Below are 20,426 nucleotides of genomic sequence, written 5' to 3'. Positions count from 1 at the left end.
CGGCCCGTTCATGAACGCTTTGTCACTTCTGGCCGGCCTGCCCGTTTGATAAGTTCGACAATCTGGCCTGAACGGCCGGGAGGTTGAGCGCTTTGAGGGCAGGTTAGTGACGGCTTTCGGCAAGCTGATAAGGACCACGGCGTTCCGGCTGACGCTGGTCTATCTGCTGTTGTTTGCGCTGTTCGCCGCCTCGCTGCTCGGCTATTTCGCTTGGAACACCCGCCGGCTCATCACCGAGCAGATCTCGACCACGGTCAGCTCCGAGATCGGCGAGATGACCGACATCTTCTCCCGCTGGGGCCTGCGCGGGATCGTCGGCGCGATCGAGAGCCGCGCGCTGCGGCCCGGGGCCAATCTCTATCTCATCACCACGCCGACGGGGCAGATGATCGCCGGCAATGTCGGCTCGCTTGCGCCCGGCGTGATGGGCTCGTCCGGCTGGTCGGAGACGTTCTATCGCAGGCTCGACGACGGCAGCGAGCATAACCATCGCGCGCTGGTCTATGTCACGCAGCTGGAGAGCGGCTTTCGTCTGCTGATCGGCCGCGATCTCGAGGAGCGGCGGCGGCTGTTCGGCATCGTCGCGAAGGCGGCGCAATGGTCGGTGCTGGTGGTCGTCGTGCTCGGCATCGGCGGCGGCATCTTCGTCGCGCGGCGGGTGCTGCACCGAATCGATGCCATGACCGGCACGACCCGCACGATCATGGCCGGTGACCTTTCGGGGCGTCTGCCGGTCGGGCGCAGCGGCGACGAGCTCGACCGCCTGGCCGAGAATCTGAACGCGATGCTGGAACGCATCGAGGCGCTGATGACCGGCCTCAAGGAGGTCTCCGACAACATCGCGCACGATCTGAAGACGCCGCTGACGCGCTTGCGCAACCGCGCCGAGGAGGCGCTGGCGAAGTCGCGCTCGGAAGAGGAATATCGCAGCGCGCTGGAGCGTACGATCGAGGAGTCCGACGGCCTGATCCGCACCTTCAATGCGCTGCTGATGATCGCCCGCGCCGAGTCCGGGCAGGCGCGCGGCGACATGGTCGAGTTCGACGCAGCCGACGTGGCCGGCGGCATTCACGAACTGTACGAGCCGCTCGCCGAGGACAACGAGATGACGCTACGCGTCAAGGCTGCAGCGGCGCCGGTGCACGGCAATCGCGAGCTGATCAGCCAAGCGCTCGCCAATCTCGTCGAGAACGCCATCAAATACGGCAAGCCGGCGGCGCTGCCGCTCGATCCGGTTGCGGCGGCTGCAAGCCGTGAGATTGTGATCGAGGCACGGCGCGAGGGCGGCCAGGTGCTGCTCAGCGTCACGGATCATGGCGAAGGCATTCCAGAGGCCGAGCGCAAGCGCGCAGTGGAACGTTTCGTGCGTCTCGAAGCGAGCCGCACCTTGCCGGGTTCCGGGCTCGGACTCAGTCTCGCCTCCGCCGTTGCGACCTTGCATGGCGGTGAACTCAGGCTCGCCGACGCCAGGCCGGGGTTGACCGCAACGCTCGTTCTGCCCGCCGGTGCGGGCGTGCCCGCGAAGCTTGCGGCGCCGACGCAGGATGTGCCACAGAAGGCCGCATGACCTCATCCGCGCCGGGAAACGCGGACGGGCGGCTTCTGGCCGGGCGTTTCGTAGCCGGCCCGCATGTCCGTGCGCCCGACAAAGCCGAACACCGCCTGCAAGACTGGCTCGCCGAGCTCGAGCCCGCCCAGTCAGCTGCTTTGACAGAACTGCTCGCCGATGGCTGGGCGCGAACCATCCTGCTCGGCATCGCCGAGTGCTCACCCTATCTGTTCGACCTCATCCGCGCCGACGCCCACCGCTTCGAGCGCCTGCTGCGCTGTGAGCCGACGTCGCATCTCACTGACCTGATCGCGCGCACCGGCCGCGAGGTGTTCGCTGCCGGCAACGAGGCCGAGGTGATGCGGCTGCTGCGGCAGCTGAAGGCGGAGGCAGCGCTGTTGATCGCCTTGTGCGACATCGGCGGGATCTGGCCGGTGATGCAGGTGACGTCGGCGCTGACCGACGTCGCGGTGTCCTCGGTGCAGATGGCATTGCGCCATCTGCTGCGCCAGGAAACGGTGCGCGGCCGGCTCGCGCCCGTCGACGCCGACGACCCGGAGCAGGGCTGCGGCCTGTTCGTGCTCGCGATGGGCAAGATGGGCGCGGGCGAGCTGAACTATTCGAGCGACATCGACCTGATCGTGTTCTTCGATCCCGAGAGTCATTCGCTCGCCCGCGACATCGAGCCGCAGCCGTTCTTTGTCCGCGTCACCCAGGCGCTGGCGCGGCTGTTGCAGAGCCGGACCGCCGACGGCTACGTGTTCCGTGTCGACCTGCGGCTGCGGCCCGACCCCGCCTCCACGCAGGTGGCGATGTCGACCGAGGCGGCGCTGCACTACTACGAGCGCGAAGGCCGCACCTGGGAGCGCGCCGCGATGATCAAGGCGCGCGTCTGTGCCGGCGACGTCGTCGTGGGCGAGGCCATGATCGCCGAGCTGTCGCCGTTCGTTTGGCGCAAGCATCTCGACTTCCAGGCGTTGACCGACGTCCACGACATGAAGCGGCAGATGCAGGTCTATCGCGGCCACAGCGAGATCGCGGTCGAGGGCCACAACGTCAAGGTCGGCCGCGGCGGCATCCGCGAGATCGAGTTCTTCGCCCAGACCCAGCAATTGATCGCCGGCGGCCGCCATCCCGAACTGCGCGTACGTCCGACCTTGCAGGCGCTCGACGTGCTCACGAGCAGCAACTGGATCACGGCGCAGGCGCGCGACGAACTCGGTGTGGCCTACCAGTTCCTGCGCCGGGTCGAGCACCGCCTGCAGATGATGGCGGACGAGCAGATCCACAGTCTGCCCGACGACGTCGAAGGAGTAGGGCGGTTCGCGTGCTTCTTCGGCTATGAGACCCGTGAGGCTTTCGCGACCGATCTTCTGTTCCAGCTCGGCGTGGTGCAGGGGCACTATGCCCGGCTGTTCGAAGGCGATCCCACGGGGACGGTGAGCCTGCCGCCGGTGAACTACGGCGCCGGCCCCGACGAACATCGCCTGCTGGAGCATCTGGCCTCGCTCGGTTTCCGCGATCCGCTCATGGTCGCGAAGACGTTGCAGCGATGGCTGGCGGGCGAGTACCGCGTGTTCCGCTCTGAGGCGACCCGTGCCAGCTTCACCGAGTTCCTGCCTGCGCTGATCGACGGTCTCGCTCACGCCGACGAGCCGGATCGCGCCGTGGTCGCGTTCGACGGCTTCCTGCAGGCGCTGCAGCTCGGCGGCCGCCTGATCACCTTGCTCGGGCAGAACCGCGATCTCGTCGCGCTGGTGGCGCTCGTGCTCGGTGCGGCGCCGCGGCTCAGTGACATGCTGGCGCGGCAGCCGCGGCTGATGGACGGCCTGATCGATCCGCGCTTCTTCGGCGCGATGCCGGACCAGCGCGAGCTGTCGCAGCGTCTGGCCGCGACGCTGCAGGATGCCGGCACCTATGAGGAATTCCTCGATCGTCTCAGGCTGTTCGGCCAGGAGAGCCTGTTCCTGATCGGCACGCGCATTCTCTCAGGGACTGTGTCGGCGCAGCAGGCTGGGACTGCGTTCGCCGACGTCGCCGAGGGCATCGTGCACACCGTGCATGATCTCGTGACCGAGCACTTCGCCGCCCAGCACGGCCGCATCAAGGGGCAGGAGACGGCGATCATCGCGATGGGCCGGCTCGGGGCGCGCGAGATGACGGCCTCGTCGGATCTCGATCTGATCCTGCTGTATGATTTCGACGCCGACGAGCCGGACTCGGATGGCGAGCGCCCGCTGCAGGGCGCGCACTACTTCGCGCGCTTCACGCAGCGGCTGATCTCGGCCTTCACCTCGCGCACCAATTACGGCGTGCTGTACGACATCGACATGCGGCTGCGGCCGTCGGGCCGCGCCGGCCCGCTCGCATCCCACATCGATTCCTTCGCGCATTATCAGGAACAGGAGGCGTGGACCTGGGAGCACATGGCGCTGACGCGCGCGCGGGTGATCTCGGCCTCGCCGGCGTTCCGCGCGCGCGTCGAGGCCATCATTCAGGCGGCGCTACAGCGCCCGCGCGACGCCGAGGCGATCGCCCGCGACGTGGCCGACATGCGCCGGGCGATTGCGGCCGAGAAGGGCGAGGCGGATCTGTGGGACCTCAAGCACGCCGCCGGCGGCATGGTCGATATCGACTTCGTCGCGCAGTATCTGCAGCTCGTCCACGCGGCGACGAAGCCGGAGATTCTCGACGTCAGCTCGCTGCAGGTGCTCGATCATGCCGAGCGGCTCGAGGTGCTGTCGCGCTCGGATGCCGTGATCCTGCGCCAGGCGGCGCGGCTCTATCATGATCTGACGCAGATCCTGCGTCTGTGCGTCAGCGACAAGTTCAAGCCGGATCAAGCCGGCGAGGACCTCTTGCGGGTACTGGCGCGTGCCGGCGACGCACCGGACTTCTCGGCGCTGGAGGCGCGCCTGCGCGAAACGCAAGGCGAGGTGCGCCGCGTGTTCACGGCGCTGCTGGAGGGGGAGTAGGATCTGGGAGCCGATCGCCCAGCGTCGTGGTGGGGGCTACGCCTTCTCTTTCGCCACGGCCGCGGCCTTCAGCCTGCCGATCGCTTCGTTCACCGCTGGGTCCAACCCGGCGCCGCCGGCGTCGTGGTGGGCGTAGATCGTCTTCAGCATGCGCGGGTCCCAGAACTTCTTGATGTGCTCGGCGACGCCGGCGACTTCCTTGTCGTGGCCCTGGCTCTGGAAGAATTTTCCGATCTGGTTGGCCATGTAGACGAGGCGATCGTGAGTGCTGCTATGCGACATGGGACTTGTCCGTGTGTGGGGAGCGCGCGCCAGCCTCGGGGCTGATCCGCTCGGGATGGGTGAAGATTTCGAAGCCGTCATTGCGGGCCACCGCAATCAGCGTGATGCCGGCAGCCTCGGCCATGCGGATGGCGAGCGCGGTCGGTGCTGACACCGCGACCAGAATGGGCGCACCCATCGCCGCAGCCTTCTGCACCAGCTCGACTGAGACGCGGCTGGTCATGATGACGAGGCCTTCGCTCGCCGTGCTGTGCGTCTGCGTGAGGTGGCCGGCAAGCTTGTCGAGCGCGTTGTGACGGCCGACGTCCTCGCGAAGTGCAACGATGCCGCGCGCGGGCGTCCAGAACGCCGCGGCGTGCACGGCGCGGGTCTCGTGATTGAGCTTCTGCAGCGGCTCGATCGCGGCGAGCGCCGTCATGATCTCGCGCGGCGTGAAGCGTCGGCCCTGGGGGACATGCGCGGCCGGCCGCACGGCTTCGGCGAGGGAGTCGATCCCGCACAGGCCGCAGCCGGTGGGCCCGGCGATGTTGCGGCGGCGCTCGGCGAGGCGTTCGGCGAACGCATCGGGGAGCCACATCCGCAGCTCGATGCCGTCGTCGAGCTCGACGACATCGAGCGAGGTGATGTCGTCGCGGCTCGTGATGAGGCCCTCGTTGAGGCTGAAGCCGATGGCGAAGTCGGAGAGGTCCTGCGGCGTCGCCATCATGACGGCCTGGGTGCCGCCATTGTAGGTCAGCGCGACCGCAGTCTCCTCCGGCACGCGGCGGTGGCCCTCGGTGAGGGCTCCGTCGCGCCAGACCAGACGATCCGCGATGCGCACTGCATCGGTCATGCTACTCCGCCGCCTCCACGATCGGGGCGATGCGGCGCGAGTTGCGGGCCTGCTCGTCATACGCCTTCTGCCAGTCCGACGGACCGTTGGACTGCGACACCTGCACCGCCGTGACCTTGTACTCGGGGCAGTTGGTCGCCCAGTCGGAATAGTCGGTGGTGATGACGTTGGCCTGCGTCAGCGGGTGGTGGAACGTGGTGTAGACCACGCCCGGCGCCACGCGCTCCGAGATCAGTGCATGCAGCGTGGTCTCGCCGGCGCGGCTGGTCAGCCGCACCCAGTCGCCGTCGCGAATGCCGCGCTGCTCGGCGTCGTGCGGATGGATCTCCAGCACGTCCTCGCCATGCCACACCACGTTGTCGGTGCGCCGCGTCTGGGCGCCGACATTGTACTGCGACAGGATGCGGCCGGTGGTGAGCAGCAGCGGAAAACGTGGTCCGGTCCGCTCGTCGGTTGCGACATATTCGGTGACCACGAACTTGCCCTTGCCGCGGACGAAGCCGTCGACATGCATGATCGGCGAACCCTCGGGGAACTTCTCGTTGCAGGGCCACTGCACCGAGCCCATCTCCTCGAGCTTCTGATAGGAGACGCCGGTGAAGGTCGGCGTCAGCGCCGCGATCTCGTACATGATCTCGGACGGGTGGCTGTACTTCATCTCGAAGCCCATCGCCTTGGCCAGCCCGATCGTGACCTCCCAGTCGGCGAGGCCGTTGCGCGGGGTCATCACCTTGCGCACGCGCTGGATGCGGCGCTCGGCGTTGGTGAAGGTGCCGTCCTTCTCCAGGAAGGTCGAGCCGGGCAGGAAGACGTGGGCGTAGTTGGCGGTCTCGTTCAGGAACAGGTCCTGCACGATGACGCATTCCATCGACGACAGCGCCTGCACGACGTGCTTGGTGTTCGGATCGGACTGCAGGATGTCCTCGCCCTGGACGTAGAGGCCCATGAAGGTGCCGTCGATCGCGGAGTCGAACATGTTGGGGATGCGCAGGCCCGGCTCAGGGTTGAGCTTGACGTTCCACATCGCCTCGAACTGGTCGCGCACGGCGTCGCCCGAGATGTGCCGGTAGCCCGGCAGCTCGTGCGGGAACGAGCCCATGTCGCAGGAGCCCTGCACGTTGTTCTGGCCGCGCAACGGGTTCACGCCGACGCCGCGGCGGCCGATATTGCCGGTGGCCATCGCCAGGTTGGCGATCGCGATCACCGTGGTCGAGCCCTGGCTGTGCTCGGTGACTCCAAGGCCGTAGTAGATCGCGCCGTTGCCGCCCTTGGCGTACAGCCGGGCCGCGCCGCGGATCGCTTCGGGGTCGACGCCGGAGATGCTGGCGATCGCCTCGGGGCTGTTCTTCTCCAGCGAAACGAACTCCGCCCAGTCCTGGAATTCGCTCCAGTCGCAGCGCTCGCGCACGAAGGCTTCGTCGACGAGGCCCTCGGTGACGATGACATGCGCCAGCGCGGTCATGATCGCGACGTTGGTGCCGGGCAGCAGCGGCAGGTGATAGTCGGCCTTGACGTGCGCGGAATTCACGAGGTCGATCTTGCGCGGATCGACCACGATCAGCTTGGCGCCCTGGCGCAGCCGCTTCTTCATGCGCGAGCCGAACACTGGATGCGCATCGGTCGGGTTGGCGCCGATCACCATGATCACGTCGCTGTCTTCGACCGAGTCGAAGTCCTGCGTGCCGGCCGAGGTGCCGAAGGTGGTGGCGAGGCCGTAGCCGGTCGGCGAGTGGCAGACGCGGGCGCAGGTGTCGACGTTGTTGTTGCCGAAGCCGGCGCGGATCAGCTTCTGCACCAGGTAGGTCTCCTCGTTGGTGCAGCGGGACGAGGTGATGCCGCCGATTGAGTCGCGGCCATACTTGGCCTGGATGCCGCGCATCTTCTGGGCCGCGAAGGTGAAGGCCTCGTCATAGGAGACCTCGCGCCAGGGCTGGTCGATGGTCTCGCGGATCATCGGCTTGAGGATACGCTCCTTGTGGGTGGCGTAGCCCCAGGCGAAGCGGCCCTTGACGCAGGAATGGCCGCGATTGGCCTTGCCGTCCTTGTAGGGCACCATGCGCACGACTTCCTCGCCGCGCATCTCCGCCTTGAAGGTGCAGCCGACGCCGCAATAGGCGCAGGTGGTGACCGCCGAATGCTCCGGCTGGCCGATCTCGATCACGCTCTTCTCGGTCAGGGTCGCGGTCGGGCAGGCCTGCACGCAGGCGCCGCAGGAGACGCATTCGGAGCCCAGGAAGCTCTCGCTCATGCCCGGCGACACCCGGCTGTCGAAGCCGCGGCCCGAGATGGTCAGCGCGAACGTGCCTTGCACTTCCTCGCAGGCGCGGACGCAGCGCGAGCAGACGATGCATTTGGAGGGATCATAGGTGAAGTAGGGGTTCGACTCGTCCTTCGGCAGCCAGGCCGGATTGGCTTCGCCGCAAGCGTCGGCGAACACGTGGTTCTCACCCTGGTTGCCGTAGCGCACATCGCGCAGGCCGACCGCGCCGGCCATGTCCTGCAGCTCGCAATCGCCATTCGCGGCGCAGGTGAGGCAGTCGAGCGGGTGGTCGGAGATGTACAGCTCCATCACGCCCTTGCGCAGCTTCTTCAGCCGCTCGGTCTGGGTGTGCACGACGAGGCCCGCGGCCACCGGCGTGGTGCACGAGGCCGGCGTGCCGGCGCGGCCCTCGACCTCGACGAGGCAGAGGCGGCAGGAGCCGAACGCGTCGACCATGTCGGTCGCGCACAGCTTCGGGATCTGCGTGCCGGCCTCCATGGCCGCGCGCATGATCGAGGTGCCCTCGGGGACGCTGATGCTCTGGCCGTCGATGGTCAGGGTGACCATCTTCTCGGACTTGGAGAGCGGTGTGCCGTAATCGGTTTCGTGGATGAGCGACATGGCTGGTGTCCTTATTCCCGAAATTCTATTCCGCAGCCTGCAGGCGCGGCTGCTGAGGTCCGAAGTCTTCGCGGAAGTGCTTCAGCGCCGAGAGCACAGGGTAGGGCGTGAAGCCCCCGAGTGCACAGAGCGATCCGAGCTTCATAGTGCCGCAGAGGTCTTCGACCAGGGCGATGTTCTCGGCGACGCGCTCGCCGCGGCGGATCTTGTCGATGGTCTCGGCGCCGCGCGTCGAGCCGATACGGCAGGGCGTGCACTTGCCGCAGGATTCGATGGCGCAGAACTCCATCGCGAAGCGCGCCTGCTTCGACATGTCGACGGTGTCGTCGAACACGACGATGCCGCCATGGCCGATCAGGCCCTCCTTGGCGGTGAACGCCTCGTAGTCGAACGGCGTGTCGAACAGCGCGCGCGGGAAGTAGGCGCCGAGCGGGCCGCCGACCTGCACCGCACGGACAGGACGGCCGGTGAAGGTGCCGCCGCCGATCTCCTCGACCAGTTCGCCCAGCGTGATGCCGAACGCGGTCTCGAACAGGCCGCCGTATCTGACGTTCCCGGCGATCTGGATCGGCATCGTGCCGCGCGAGCGTCCCATGCCGAACTCGGCATAGGCCTTGGCGCCCTCGTCGAGGATGAAGGGGATCGCCGCGAACGACAGCAAATTGTTGACGACGGTCGGCTTGCCGAACAGGCCGTGATGCGCGGGCAGCGGCGGCTTGGCGCGTACCAGGCCGCGCTTGCCCTCGAGGCTCTCCATCAACGCGGTCTCTTCGCCGCAGACATAGGCGCCGGCGCCGGTGCGGACCTCGAGATCGAAATTGTAGTTCGAGCCCGCGATCTTGTCGCCGAGCAGGCCGGCCTTCTTGGCGATGTGGATCGCCTTGGTCATGGTCGCGATCGCGTGCGGATATTCCGAGCGCGTGTAGATGTAGCCCTTGGTGGCGCCCACTGCGATGCCGCAGATGGTCATGCCTTCGATCAGCACGAAGGGGTCGCCTTCCATCAGCATGCGGTCGGCGAAGGTGCCGCTGTCGCCCTCGTCGGCGTTGCAGATGACGTATTTGCGGTCCGCCGCGGTCTGCGACACCGTCTTCCACTTGATGCCGGTCGGGAAGCCGGCGCCGCCGCGGCCGCGCAGGCCGGAGGTCGTGACCTCGGCAATGACGGCGTCCGGCGACAAGGTCAGGGCGCGCGTGAGACCCTTGTAGCCGCCATGGGCGCGGTAGTCCTCGAGCGAGAGCGGATCGACGACGCCGCAGCGGGCGAAGGTGAGGCGGGTCTGCCGCTTCAGCCACGGGATCTCCTCGGTCAGCCCGAGCGAGAGCTTGTGCGGCTTGTCGGCGATGATGGCGTCGAGCAGCGAGGACGCGTCGTCGGCGGTGACGGGGCCGAAGCCGAACCGGCCTTGCGCGGTCTGCAATTCGACCAGCGGCTCCAGCCAGTACAACCCACGCGAGCCGTTGCGGACGATCTCGATCTCGACACCGCGCGCGAGCGCCGCGCCGTGCAGCGCCTGCGCGACCTCATCGGCGCCGACGGCGAGCGCGCCGGCATCACACGGGACAAAAAGACGCACGCTCATCGTTGTGCCTCCGAAACGAGGGCATCGATCCGGGCTTCGTCGAGCCGGCCGACCAGCCGGCCGTCGATCATTGCCGACGGCGCTGTCGCGCACAGGCCGAGGCAGTAGATCGGCTCCAGCGTCACACGCTCGTCGGCCGTGGTGTTGCCCATGGCGATGCCGAGCTTGGCCTCGGCACGCGCTGCGAGCGCATCGCCGCCAGCGGCCTGGCAGGCCTCGGCGCGGCACAGCTTCAGCACGTGACGGCCGGCCTTCTTGGCCCGGAAATCATGGTAGAACGTGAACACGCCGTAAACCTCGGCGCGCGACAGGTTGAGAGCGGATGCGATCATCGGAAGGGCATCCTCGGGCACGTAGCCGAACGCCTCCTGCAACGCATGGAGGATCGGCAAGGTTGCTCCCTCCATCTGGCCATGTTCGGCGATGATCTCGGCGCCGCGCGCCGCGTCCCAACTTTCGTACACCGGCGTCATCCTGATCCCGATTCTGCGTTGCAAGCGTTTCGCACATACAAGTTGGAAACGCTCCAGATATCAATAAAGCAGTCCCGTGCTGCGATAGCGAAACGCAATCGTGAGGTAGCTACAAGTTGACGAAAAACGGACCTTCTCGCGACCGTCATGCGGCGTGTTTTACCCGTGTCCGGCACCCCCTCGTCGTGATAGGGTTTTACCCTGCCCGGAGGCGCCCGAAACGTGCGGAACCGGGCCACTCAACCGCTGGAAGGCCGCCCCCTTGATCGACAAGCTCGAACTGCTGCTGGCGCTGGCCAAGGAGCGTCATTTCGGCCGTGCGGCCGAAGCCTGCGGCGTCACCCAGCCGACGATGTCGACCAGCATCAAGCAGCTCGAGGAGATCCTCGGCGTCATGCTGGTGCAGCGGGGATCGCGGTTCCAGGGGTTCACCCCGGAGGGCGAGCGCACCCTGGACTGGGCGCGCCGGATCGTCGGCGATTTCCGGGCGATGCGCCAGGAAATCAATGGCCTCAAGGACAAGCTGTCGGGCGAGATCCGGATCGCGGCGGTGCCGACCGTGCTCGGCATGGTTGCGTCGCTGACGACCCCGTTCCGCGCCCGGCACCCGGAGGTGCGGTTCCGCATCATGTCGTGCACCTCCGCGGACGTGCTCGGCCTGTTGGAGAACCTCGAGGTCGATGCCGGCCTGACCTACATCGAGAACGAGCCGATTGGCCGTGTCAGAACCATCCCGCTGTACAACGAGAGCTACCGGCTGCTGACCGCGCCAGACGGCATGTTCGGCGATCGCGAGCAGGTGACCTGGCAGGAGGTTGGCCAAGTGCCGCTGTGCCTGTTGACGCCGGACATGCAGAACCGCCGCATCATCGACCGCGCGCTGAAGGCTGCCGGCAACGAGGTGACGCCGACGCTGACGTCCAATTCGCTGCTCGTGCTCTACACCCATGTGAAGACCGGCCGATGGGCCAGCGTGATGCCGGCCAAGCTCGCCGAGACGCTCGGCCTCGCCGACAAGGTGCGCTCGATCCCGATCGTCGACCCCGTGATCAACTACCAGATCGGCCTCGTCATCCCGCAGCGCGACCCGATGACCCCGCTGATCGCGGCGCTGGTGCAGGTCGCGCGCGAGGTCGCGCCGAGCCTGCAGGCGTAAGGCGCGAAGGGTGTCGGCGCGCTTCAAGCTAGATTTTCACGGCCGTCGTTGGCAGCTCAGCTAGCGGCCCCTGGATTGCTTCGCTGCGCTCGCAATGACGGTGCCAAACCGTTCCGTCCGGACCTGGGCTCGCACGATAGGCAGTGACAGAGCACGCCTCTCTCCACGCGTCATTGCGAGCGCAGCGAAGCAATCCAGGATTCTCGAGCGCGGACCGGTGCCGGTGGCCAAACCGATCTGATGCCACAACGCCTGCACCAGAGGTCCTCGGCCGCCGGTCATGCGATCCGCAGATCGTAGTGCGCTGCCTCCGCATCGTAACGACTGAGCAGCTCTCGTGCCGCCGGCGGCACGACTGCCGTCGCATGCGCCGGCCCGGCAAAGCGCACGATCGCGTCATGGTCGGTGAAGGTCATGATCGTCATGAACTCGATCTCGGTCCCGAGCGGTCTGCGCAGCAGCTCGATGCCGAGAAATCCGTCGATCTTCCGACCAATGATGTCTGGAAAGATCGTCGAGCGCAGCAGCTGCTCGTAGGCATCTGCATTCTCCGGGCTGGTCCAGCCGCGCCAAACTCGCTTCAGCATCCGTCTCTCCTCCATGCGATCGTGCGCTGGTCATCGCACGCGCCCGCGGCTCGCACTTGGCGAAAATTGCTGCGGCTGACGGCGTGTTTCTTCACTTTGATTGATTTGCCCGACGGGCAGAGTGGCGCTCGCCACGCGGCGTGAAACGCCGTCACGCGTGCCGAAGACCGTGTGCGCGCGACGCCGGATTTCGCCAGCGTTTTCAAGGCGCGACACGCTGTCCAGATGCGCGGCGAAAAATATTCTTGTTTTCAGAACTCAACTCCCGTGTCTTCCTGTGCGCATCCCGCCTCATGCAAAGGGGCGTTGCGCGCGATCGTCACGACACGCGAGGCGGGGAGGCGATGGCCGCGATGAGCCGCAGCGTGTCCTTGAGGGGATGCGCGGACGAACGGTTTGGCGCGGACGTGAAGTCGCAGCGTGCTGGCACCCCGACGCTGGTGTCCCGCGCAATGTGCGAAAGCGCGTTGTCGCGAATGGTGGCCAACAAGCCCGGCGCACCAGGCAGACTGCGTATAAGCGTTAAGACCGTCGCGCAGGGAAGGCCGGGTTCGTCCGGCTGCACCTGTGGTACCTGCCGCCTGCATTTTTTTCGCAGGCGGGCCGCAGGCGTCAGCCGACGCCTGGCCTTCCCTGCGCCCTTTGCATCGTCGAGGGGCAGAACTGATCGCATCACTCGGGCATCATGTGCCGCGAGACTGCGCGATCACGTCCAATCATGTTGGACGCGCCGAGGTCCATGGTTGTTTGAGATGTTATTTCGATCCTCAGGCGTCGTCCCGGGCTTGACCCGGGATCCATAGGCCGCGGCGGAGATGAGGCGCAGGATGGTCGACGAGCGTGCCTCGCACGACGGCCTGGGGTTATGGGTCCCGGGTCAAGCCCGGGACGACAGCGGTGGTTGTTGATGCAGCCGGGCCGCCTATGCCGCGACCGAGATGTTCGCCGTGGCCTTGTACGCGTCGCGGGGCAGGGTGACGCGGACGACGGTGCCGAGCTCGATCCGCGAGCGCAGGCGCATCGAGCCGCCGTGCAGCTGGGTCAGCGAGCGGGCGATCGCGAGGCCCAGGCCGGAGCCGTGATAGGTCTTGGTCATCTGGCTCTCGACCTGCTCGAACGGGCGGCCGAGCCGGGCCAGCGATTGCGCGGGGATGCCGATGCCGGTGTCGGCGATGATCAGCACGACCTTGTCCTCGAACACCCGGCTGCGCATCGTGACGCGGCCGCCTTCGGGGGTGAACTTCACCGCGTTGGACAGCAGGTTCACCATGATCTGCTTGGTGGCGCGGCGGTCGGCGATGACCGGAATGCTGCCCTCGATGTCGGCATCGAGCACCAGGCTCTTGTCCTGGGCGCGGCCGGACACGACGCGCAGCGACTCCGCGAGCGTCTTGGCCAGGTCGAGCGGCTCCATGTCGAGCTTCATGCGCCCGGCCTCGATCTTCGACATGTCCAGGATGTCGTTGATCACCTCGAGCAGATACTGACCGGAGGTCAGGATGTCGTGGCAGTATTCCTGGTACTTCTCCGACCCGAGCGAGCCGAACATGCCGCTGCCCATGATCTCGGAGAAGCCGATGATGGCGTTGAGCGGCGTGCGCAGCTCGTGGCTCATGTTGGCGAGGAATTTCGACTTGGTCTGGTTGGCTTCCTCAGCCCGGGTCTTTTCCTGCGAGTACTTCTCGGCGAGGTCGGCGAGCTCGATCGCTTGCCGCTCCAGCGCGGTCTGCGAGCGCTGCAGGTCGATGACGGTGGCGCGCAGCCGCAGATCATTGTCGACGAGCTTCTGCTCGTGCTCCTTGATGCGGGTGATGTCGGTGCCGACCGAGACGTAGCCGCCGTCCTTGGTGCGACGCTCCGAGATGTGCAGCCAGCTGCCGTCGTCGAGCTGTGCCTCGAAGGTGCGGCCGCCCTGCGCGTGCTGGCTGTTGTCGTGCAGCCGGGTGCGGATCTCCGGCATCTTGCCGACCTCGATGACGGTCTCGTAGGAGGTGCCGGGGATGACGGCGGACTCCGGCAGCTTGTGCAGCTTCTGGAAGTGCGAGTTGCACAGCACCAGGCGGTTGTTGGCGTCCCAGAGAACGAACGCCTCGGAGATCGTCTCGATGGCGTCGCGCAGCCGAAGATCGGCCTCGACGGTCTTCTCTGCCAGGCTCTTCTGCTCGGTGATGTCGACGGCGATGCCGATCAGGTGCATGCCGGAGGCGGTGGTGCCCTGGCTGAGCTCACAGCGCACCCGCAGCCAGATCCAGTGGCCCTCGGTGTGGCGCATGCGGAAGCTCTGGTCGATCTGGCGGATGTCGCCGGCGACGAGCTGGTCGGCGATCGCGAACAGGTCGATGTCGTCGGAGTTCACCAGCGCATTGACCTCGCCGAAGGTGAGCAGGTCGCTGCGGTTGTCGAGGCCGAGCATTTCGAACATCGAGTTCGACCAGAAGATCCGGCCGCGCGACAGGTCCCAGTCCCACAGGCCGCAGCGGCCGCGGTTCAGCGCGGTGTCGATGCGGCCGCGGACGGCGTCGTTGATCAGGTCGCCCTCGCGGGCGCGGGTCGACTGCCAGTGGAAGGCGAAGCCGAGGATGAGCACGACGAAGCCTGTCGTAGCGGACAGCGTGACCGAGAGCGCCGCGTCCGAGCCCCAGATCGGCTCGAGCTTCTCCTGGATCACGACAACGCGGCCGGGCAGCGCCTTGATCAGCTGCGAGACCGCGAAGGCCGGGCGGCCGTTCGGCAGCGTGATCTCGGTGACCGCGCCCTGCAGGCCCGGCGTGGCGAGCAGCTGCGCGGTCGAGATCAGGTCGAGGATGCGGTCGTTCTCGCCGAGCGCGGCATCGACCGGGACGCGGGCCAGGATGCGATGGTCGGCGCCGGTGACGATGACGTGGCGACCGGGCGACGCGCCCCAGCTCGGGATCAGGTCGGGCAGCAGGGCCTGCAGGTGCTCGATGGTGGCGACCCGGTCCGGGCGCATCGCCAGATGGGCGATGCGGTCGGCCAGCAGGTCGGAGATGGCCGCGAGGTCGCGCTTGGTCGCGCCGCGCTTCTGCCGGCTCTGGTCGAGCACCTGGACGAAGGCGCCGAGACAGATGGTGACGAGAAAGGCAATGATCAAAGTAGGGACAGCACGACGCAATACCGGCTCTGCAGTCAACAGCCTTTGATAGGCCGGTTTCGCGATCGATTGCGCCAACCCTTTGATCGAATCAGAAGATTGGACGCACGCGTTCGCGGCATGCGCACGCGCCATGCTGTAGACCCCCGAAACTTCCTGGATACCCGAATTTCGAAAGAGCCCCAGCCACTTCCGAATCAAGTCAATTTGAATCCAGATTTGTCGGGCTGTCGAGAGTCAACGATTTGGCAAAAGCTAATAAATCTTATCCAATGCGGATTTGCCATGGCGAAAAGCCGGCAACTGGAGTCCGAAGCGAGAACACCACGTGACATCACGGGCTCAGCCGTGCGGCGGCTCGGCGTGACTGATCACGCGCTTGACCGTCGGGAAGGCGCGCCGCAGTCCGCGTTCGATATGGTCGACATTGTCGTGCACCTTGAGCACGCTCATCGACGGTGCGGCACGGCAGTGGAAGTTGACGATCTCGCCGGCCTCGGTGTTGCGGACGCGGATGTTGTGCACGTCGTACATGTCGGTCTCGGCGGCGAAGCGCTGCAGGGCCGCGGCGATCTCTTCGACGCGCTGCGCCGGGGCGTCGACGCCGAACGGCAATTCCGGCTCCAGCGGCTCGATATGCGTGTCGACCTCGACGTCGGCACCAAACTCCTCGCGGATCGAGCGCTCCAGCTCGTGCGCGATCGCGTGCGCGGCGACCAGGGTCATGTCGCCGTCGACCTCGAGATCGATCGCGACGATCAACCGTCCGCGGATGTCGTGGACGGTGACGTGGTGGATGGCGAGGCCGGAATTGCGCGCGATCACCATGATGCGCTCGCGCACGCTCTCATTGCTCAAGGCGACCGGCACCGTGGTGAAGGTGACGTCGGCGCCCGACAGGGTCTTGTCGACCGCGGCCTGAGCCTGGCGCTTGATCTCGTCGACGCGGTCGATCGGGTAGGTGCGCGGCACCTGCACCGTGGCATCGACGAAATGCGTGGCGCCTACGAGCCGCACGCGCAGACGCTCGACGTCGACCACGCCGGCAACCGAACGGATCGCGGCATCCGCCTTCTCGGCCGCGCCGTCCGGCGCGCGATCGAGCAGGGTTTCCACGGTCGAGCGCGCCAGCCTGAGACCAAGCACGGAGATCATGACGGCAACCGCGACGGCCGCGGCGGAGTCGCCCCACCAGAAGCCGAACCCGGTGAGGACGAGGCCGGCGATGACGGCGACCGAGCCGAGCACGTCGGAGGCGAAATGCAGCGCATCGGCGGCGAGCGCCTGGCTGTGGGTCTCGTGCGCCGCCCGGTGCAGCGCGCGGGCGCGCCAGAAATTGACCGCGATGTCGATCAGCAGCACGACGAACGGAATGGCCGACAGCGACGGCGGCGGCGCCGCCTCGCGCAGCCGGCTGACGGACTCGACCAGCACGCCGCCGGCCAGCACGTAGAGCAGGGCGATGACGACGAGCGCCGACAGGCTCTCGAGCTTGCCATGGCCGTAATGATGCTCGTCGTCGGCGGGCCGGTCCGATACCCGAACCACCATCCAGGTGATGATGGTGGCGACGACGTCGACGGCGCTGTGCAGCGCCTCGGAGACCAGAGCGAGACTGCCGATCAGGACGCCGACGATGAACTTCGCCGCGGCCATGCTCGCGCTCGCCGCGATCGAGATCGCAGCGACGCGGGCCTTTCCGGAATCGACATGAGAGACGGCGTCCTTCATGGCCGCGGATTTAGCAGCCGATGCCGCGCCGTGAAAGTCGGCATCGCGCGGCAAACTCGTCTTTGCCGCGCACTGTTTCGATTGCGTCTAAATGTCAGAACAATGGGCTCACAAGGTCACCACGATCTTGCCGAGATGCTTGTTGGCTTCCATGTGGGCGAACGCCGCGCCGATGTCGTCGAAGGCGAAGACGCGGTCGATCGGCAGCCGCAGCGTCCGGGATTCCACGGAGCTCCAGATGTCCTGCTTCACCTCGGCGAAGATCGCGCGGATCTCCTCGATCGAGCGGGTCCGGAAGGTGACGCCGACATAGGTGATGCGGCGCGCCGCATGCAGGTCGAAATTGAAGTCGGCATGGGTGCCGCCGAGCCGGCCGACATTGACGATGCGGCCGAGCACCCTGGTCGCGGCGAGGTTCTGGTTGGCGACGCTGCCGGAGACCTGGTCGACGATCAGGTCGACGCCGTCGCCGCCGGTGGCCTCGCGCACCTGGTCGACCCAGGACGGGTCGCTCGAATCGATCGCGAGATCGGCGCCGAACTCCTTGAGGCGCGCACGACGCGCCGGGTCGGTCGAGGAGCCGATCACGAGCGAGGCGCCCTTGAGCTTGGCGATCTGCATCGCCATCAGTCCGACACCGGAGCTCGCGCCCTGGATCAGCACCCGCTGGCCGGGCTGCAGCGCGCCGTTGGTGACGACCGCATTGTGCATCGTCGTGAGCGCGATCGGCAGCGTCGCCGCCTCGTCGAAGTTCATGTTGGAGGGTGCGTGGAACAGCCGGCCGTGATCGGCGAGGGTGTATTCGGCGAACGCCGCGCCGCCCGAGCCCATCACCTTGTCGCCGACCTTCACCCCCGTCGCATCGGGCCCGAGCTCGGCAACCTCGCCGGCCCACTCCATGCCGAGCACGGTGCCGACACCGCCGGCGGCGCCGTGCGCATGACCCTTGGTCATGCCGAGATCGGCGCGGTTGAGGCCGCAGGCGCGCACGCGGATCAGAACCTGCGTGCCCTTCGGCGTCGGCTCGGCGACATCGGTGATCGCGGCGCCCTGGGCGCCATAAACATAGGCTTTCATCGCAGGTCATCCTGTCGGGACAAGCGAGGCGACGGCCCGGTGCCGTCGCTCTCGATTGCGGACCGCCTAGCAGGCGGCCCGTCGCTCCGACAAGTGTTGATCCGCGATGGAACCGATCGCGAGCCGCAGCTCTGCCGATCAGGCCGCGGCGGAGGCTTCCGCCTCGTCGAAGGCGGTCGACACGTCGCGCATGCTGATGACGCCGGCGAGCGCGAAGTCGACGATGACGGGCAGGTGGCGGATGTGGTGCACGTTCATCAGGTGGCGGACGTGCTCGAGCGTGTCCTCGGTGCTGCAGGAGATCAGCCGCTGCGGCGAGATCAACTGCGAGACCTTCATGTTGACGCCGGCGGCGCCGTGCTCGGCGATGGCCCGCACGACGTCACGCTCGGTGAACATGCCGGCGGCGGTATTGCCCTCGGTACGCACGACGTCCTTGACGACGAGGGCGCTGACATTGCTCGCGCGCATCAGCTGCGCGGCCACGCCGACGGTCTCGTTCATACGCACCGTGATCACGCGCGCCGTCTTGTTGCGCAGGATGTCTCCGACTTTCATGGCACCCTCCCGTTGGTTGTTTTGAACGAGAGCAAGTCTGGTATACGTTATGCCAGATGTCAATGTGGATCTTGTGGTTTCCGAGGCAAATCTCGGCAAAACAAGGTCAGTAGAGCTGTCAGAACTGTGTTGCCTCTGGCATCTGGCATTCAATCTGCGCGAACAGAAAAAAAGAGGCGCACCGGGGGGATGCGCCTCCTGCAGTCGCGGGAAGAAGTGGATGGCTCACGCCGTGCGGACGTCCTGCGCGGCCGGCTCGGCGACGGCGGCCTCCTTGCCGAGAATGAAGGCGCGGCGCAGCGGCTTGATCACGAACAGCGCCAGCAGCGCGGCGGTCGCGTTGAGGCCGACGCCGATGACGAACACCGCCTGCCAGCCATATTTCGCCGAGATGAGGCTCGCGAGCGGGACGAGCAGCGAGGCGGTGCCCTTCGCCGTGTAGAGCATGCCGTTATTGGTCGTGGCGTATTTGCTGCCGAAGGTGTCGCCCGAGGTGGCCGGGAACAGGCTGTAGATCTCGCCGAACACGCCGAAATAGACCGCGGTCGCGAGCACGAACACGATCGGATTGTGGCCGTAGGTCGACAGCGTCAGCAGCATCAGCGCCGCGGTGCCGAAGGCGATGAACATGGTGTGCTCACGGCCGATGGTGTCCGAGACCCAGCCGAACAGCGGCCGGCCGAAGCCGTCGAAGATGCGGTCGAGCGAGATCGCGAAAGTCAGCGCCGCCATCTGGAAGCCGGCGAGCGTGACCGGCTCGTTGGCGATCTTGAAGTCGTGGGCGATCGGGGCGATCTGGGCCGCGGTCATCAGGCCGCCCGAGGCCACCATGACGAACACGAGATACATGATCCAGAAGATCGGGGCGCGCAGCACCTGCGGCGGCGTGTAGTCGATCTTGGTCTGCGGCAAATTAAGCTGCTTCTTGCGCGCCGGCACAGCCTTGGTGGGCGGCCGCAGGAAGATGGCGAGCACGAACACCACCAGGCCCTGGCCGATGCCGAAGGTGAAGAACGCGCTCTGATAGCCGCTCGAGGCGATCATGCTGGCGATCGGCACCACGGTGAGCGCAGCGCCCGCGCCGAAGCCGGCGGCGGTGGCACCGGCGGCGAGGCCGCGACGGTCGGGAAACCATTTCAGCGCATTGCCGACGCAGGTGCCGTACACCGCGCCCGCGCCGATGCCGCCGACGACTGCCGCGGCGTAGAGCAGGGTGAGCGAGTCGGCGTAGGAGTTCAGCGCCCAGGCCAGCGCGATCATCACGCCGCCGAACATGATCACGATGCGCGGACCGTATTTGTCGACGAACCAGGCTTCGACCGGCACCAGCCAGGTCTCGGTCACGACGAAGATCGTGAAGGCCAGCTGGATGGCGGTGCGGCCCCAATGGAATTTGGCGTCGATCGGATCGACGAACAGCGTCCAGCCATATTGCAGGTTCGCGATCATCGCCATGCAAACGATGCCCATCGCGAGCTGGACCCACCGGAAGCCGCTGGATTGCGGCAAGTCGGTCGGCGATGCCTCTGTGCTGGAAACCATGAATCCTCCCAAACGCGTTCTCTTGGAGGGGCCGCTGTGATCCGCGCCCTCCCGACCTGCGATGAGGCATTCTGGTATAATATATTCCA

At 66.7% G+C, this 20,426-nt stretch carries 14 protein-coding genes; 3 read left to right on the top strand and 11 right to left on the bottom strand.

Going from position 1 to position 20,426, the window contains the following annotated elements; all coding sequences use genetic code 11:
• The first annotated feature begins 106 nt into the window (after positions 1-106).
• Both ACQR07_RS12125 and ACQR07_RS12120 read left to right on the top strand, forming a co-directional pair.
• On the top strand, positions 107-1,567 hold the full coding sequence (locus ACQR07_RS12125) for a sensor histidine kinase (RefSeq protein ID WP_434902522.1): 1,461 nt from the start codon (positions 107-109) through the stop codon (positions 1,565-1,567).
• Positions 1,564-4,524 carry a bifunctional [glutamine synthetase] adenylyltransferase/[glutamine synthetase]-adenylyl-L-tyrosine phosphorylase gene (locus ACQR07_RS12120; protein WP_434902521.1) on the top strand — a complete coding sequence of 987 codons (2,961 nt, stop codon included), beginning with the start codon at positions 1,564-1,566 and terminating at the stop codon, positions 4,522-4,524. Before ACQR07_RS12125 ends, ACQR07_RS12120 begins: the two co-directional genes overlap by 4 nt.
• A 36-nt stretch (positions 4,525-4,560) precedes the next feature.
• Here ACQR07_RS12120 and ACQR07_RS12115 read toward each other — a convergent pair whose 3' ends face one another.
• From ACQR07_RS12115 to ACQR07_RS12095, 5 genes are read right to left on the bottom strand one after another with little or no spacing between them, the layout of a single operon-like run.
• Positions 4,561-4,806, bottom strand: a complete 246-nt coding sequence (locus tag ACQR07_RS12115; protein WP_434902520.1) for a formate dehydrogenase subunit delta — start codon at positions 4,804-4,806, stop codon at positions 4,561-4,563.
• Complete coding sequence (gene fdhD / locus ACQR07_RS12110) at positions 4,796-5,626, bottom strand: formate dehydrogenase accessory sulfurtransferase FdhD (RefSeq protein ID WP_434902674.1); 831 nt, start codon at positions 5,624-5,626, stop codon at positions 4,796-4,798. The genes ACQR07_RS12115 and fdhD overlap by 11 nt, the downstream gene beginning before the upstream one ends.
• Positions 5,627-5,639: 13 nt before the next feature.
• Positions 5,640-8,519: a formate dehydrogenase subunit alpha gene (gene fdhF / locus ACQR07_RS12105; protein ID WP_434902519.1), complete on the bottom strand. Its 2,880-nt coding sequence runs from the start codon at positions 8,517-8,519 to the stop codon at positions 5,640-5,642.
• A 25-nt stretch (positions 8,520-8,544) separates the two neighbouring features.
• Positions 8,545-10,101: a formate dehydrogenase beta subunit gene (locus ACQR07_RS12100; protein ID WP_434902518.1), complete on the bottom strand. Its 1,557-nt coding sequence runs from the start codon at positions 10,099-10,101 to the stop codon at positions 8,545-8,547.
• Complete coding sequence (locus tag ACQR07_RS12095) at positions 10,098-10,574, bottom strand: formate dehydrogenase subunit gamma (RefSeq protein WP_434902517.1); 477 nt, start codon at positions 10,572-10,574, stop codon at positions 10,098-10,100. The genes ACQR07_RS12100 and ACQR07_RS12095 overlap by 4 nt, the downstream gene beginning before the upstream one ends.
• Before the next feature lie 262 nt (positions 10,575-10,836).
• Here ACQR07_RS12095 and ACQR07_RS12090 point away from each other — a divergent pair, with 262 nt between their 5' ends.
• A complete protein-coding gene (locus ACQR07_RS12090) occupies positions 10,837-11,730 on the top strand; it encodes a LysR family transcriptional regulator (RefSeq protein WP_434868430.1) in 894 nt (297 codons plus the stop codon).
• A 278-nt stretch (positions 11,731-12,008) separates the two neighbouring features.
• Here the strand turns inward: ACQR07_RS12090 and ACQR07_RS12085 are convergent, their stop codons facing one another.
• The 6 genes from ACQR07_RS12085 to oxlT all read right to left on the bottom strand — a co-directional run bounded on the left by ACQR07_RS12085 (position 12,009) and on the right by oxlT (position 20,337).
• On the bottom strand, positions 12,009-12,317 hold the full coding sequence (locus ACQR07_RS12085) for an antibiotic biosynthesis monooxygenase (protein WP_434902516.1): 309 nt from the start codon (positions 12,315-12,317) through the stop codon (positions 12,009-12,011).
• A 922-nt stretch (positions 12,318-13,239) separates the two neighbouring features.
• On the bottom strand, positions 13,240-15,564 hold the full coding sequence (locus ACQR07_RS12080) for an ATP-binding protein (RefSeq protein ID WP_434902515.1): 2,325 nt from the start codon (positions 15,562-15,564) through the stop codon (positions 13,240-13,242).
• Between the two features lie 207 nt (positions 15,565-15,771).
• Positions 15,772-17,160, bottom strand: a complete 1,389-nt coding sequence (locus tag ACQR07_RS12075; RefSeq protein ID WP_434902514.1) for a cation diffusion facilitator family transporter — start codon at positions 17,158-17,160, stop codon at positions 15,772-15,774.
• A gap of 108 nt (positions 17,161-17,268) precedes the next feature.
• Positions 17,269-18,237: a zinc-binding dehydrogenase gene (locus tag ACQR07_RS12070; protein ID WP_434902513.1), complete on the bottom strand. Its 969-nt coding sequence runs from the start codon at positions 18,235-18,237 to the stop codon at positions 17,269-17,271.
• Positions 18,238-18,375: 138 nt separating this feature from the next.
• On the bottom strand, positions 18,376-18,795 hold the full coding sequence (locus ACQR07_RS12065; RefSeq protein WP_434871095.1) for a CBS domain-containing protein: 420 nt from the start codon (positions 18,793-18,795) through the stop codon (positions 18,376-18,378).
• 225 nt (positions 18,796-19,020) lie between these two features.
• Positions 19,021-20,337: an oxalate/formate MFS antiporter gene (oxlT, locus tag ACQR07_RS12060; RefSeq protein ID WP_434902512.1), complete on the bottom strand. Its 1,317-nt coding sequence runs from the start codon at positions 20,335-20,337 to the stop codon at positions 19,021-19,023.
• Positions 20,338-20,426 lie beyond the last annotated feature (89 nt).

This window comes from Bradyrhizobium sp. HKCCYLS20291, from assembly GCF_051167715.1.
Taxonomy (GTDB): Bacteria; Pseudomonadota; Alphaproteobacteria; order Rhizobiales; family Xanthobacteraceae; genus Bradyrhizobium.
The sequence above is the reverse complement of the archived record's forward strand: the minus strand, read 5'-3'. Positions and strand labels throughout refer to the sequence as shown.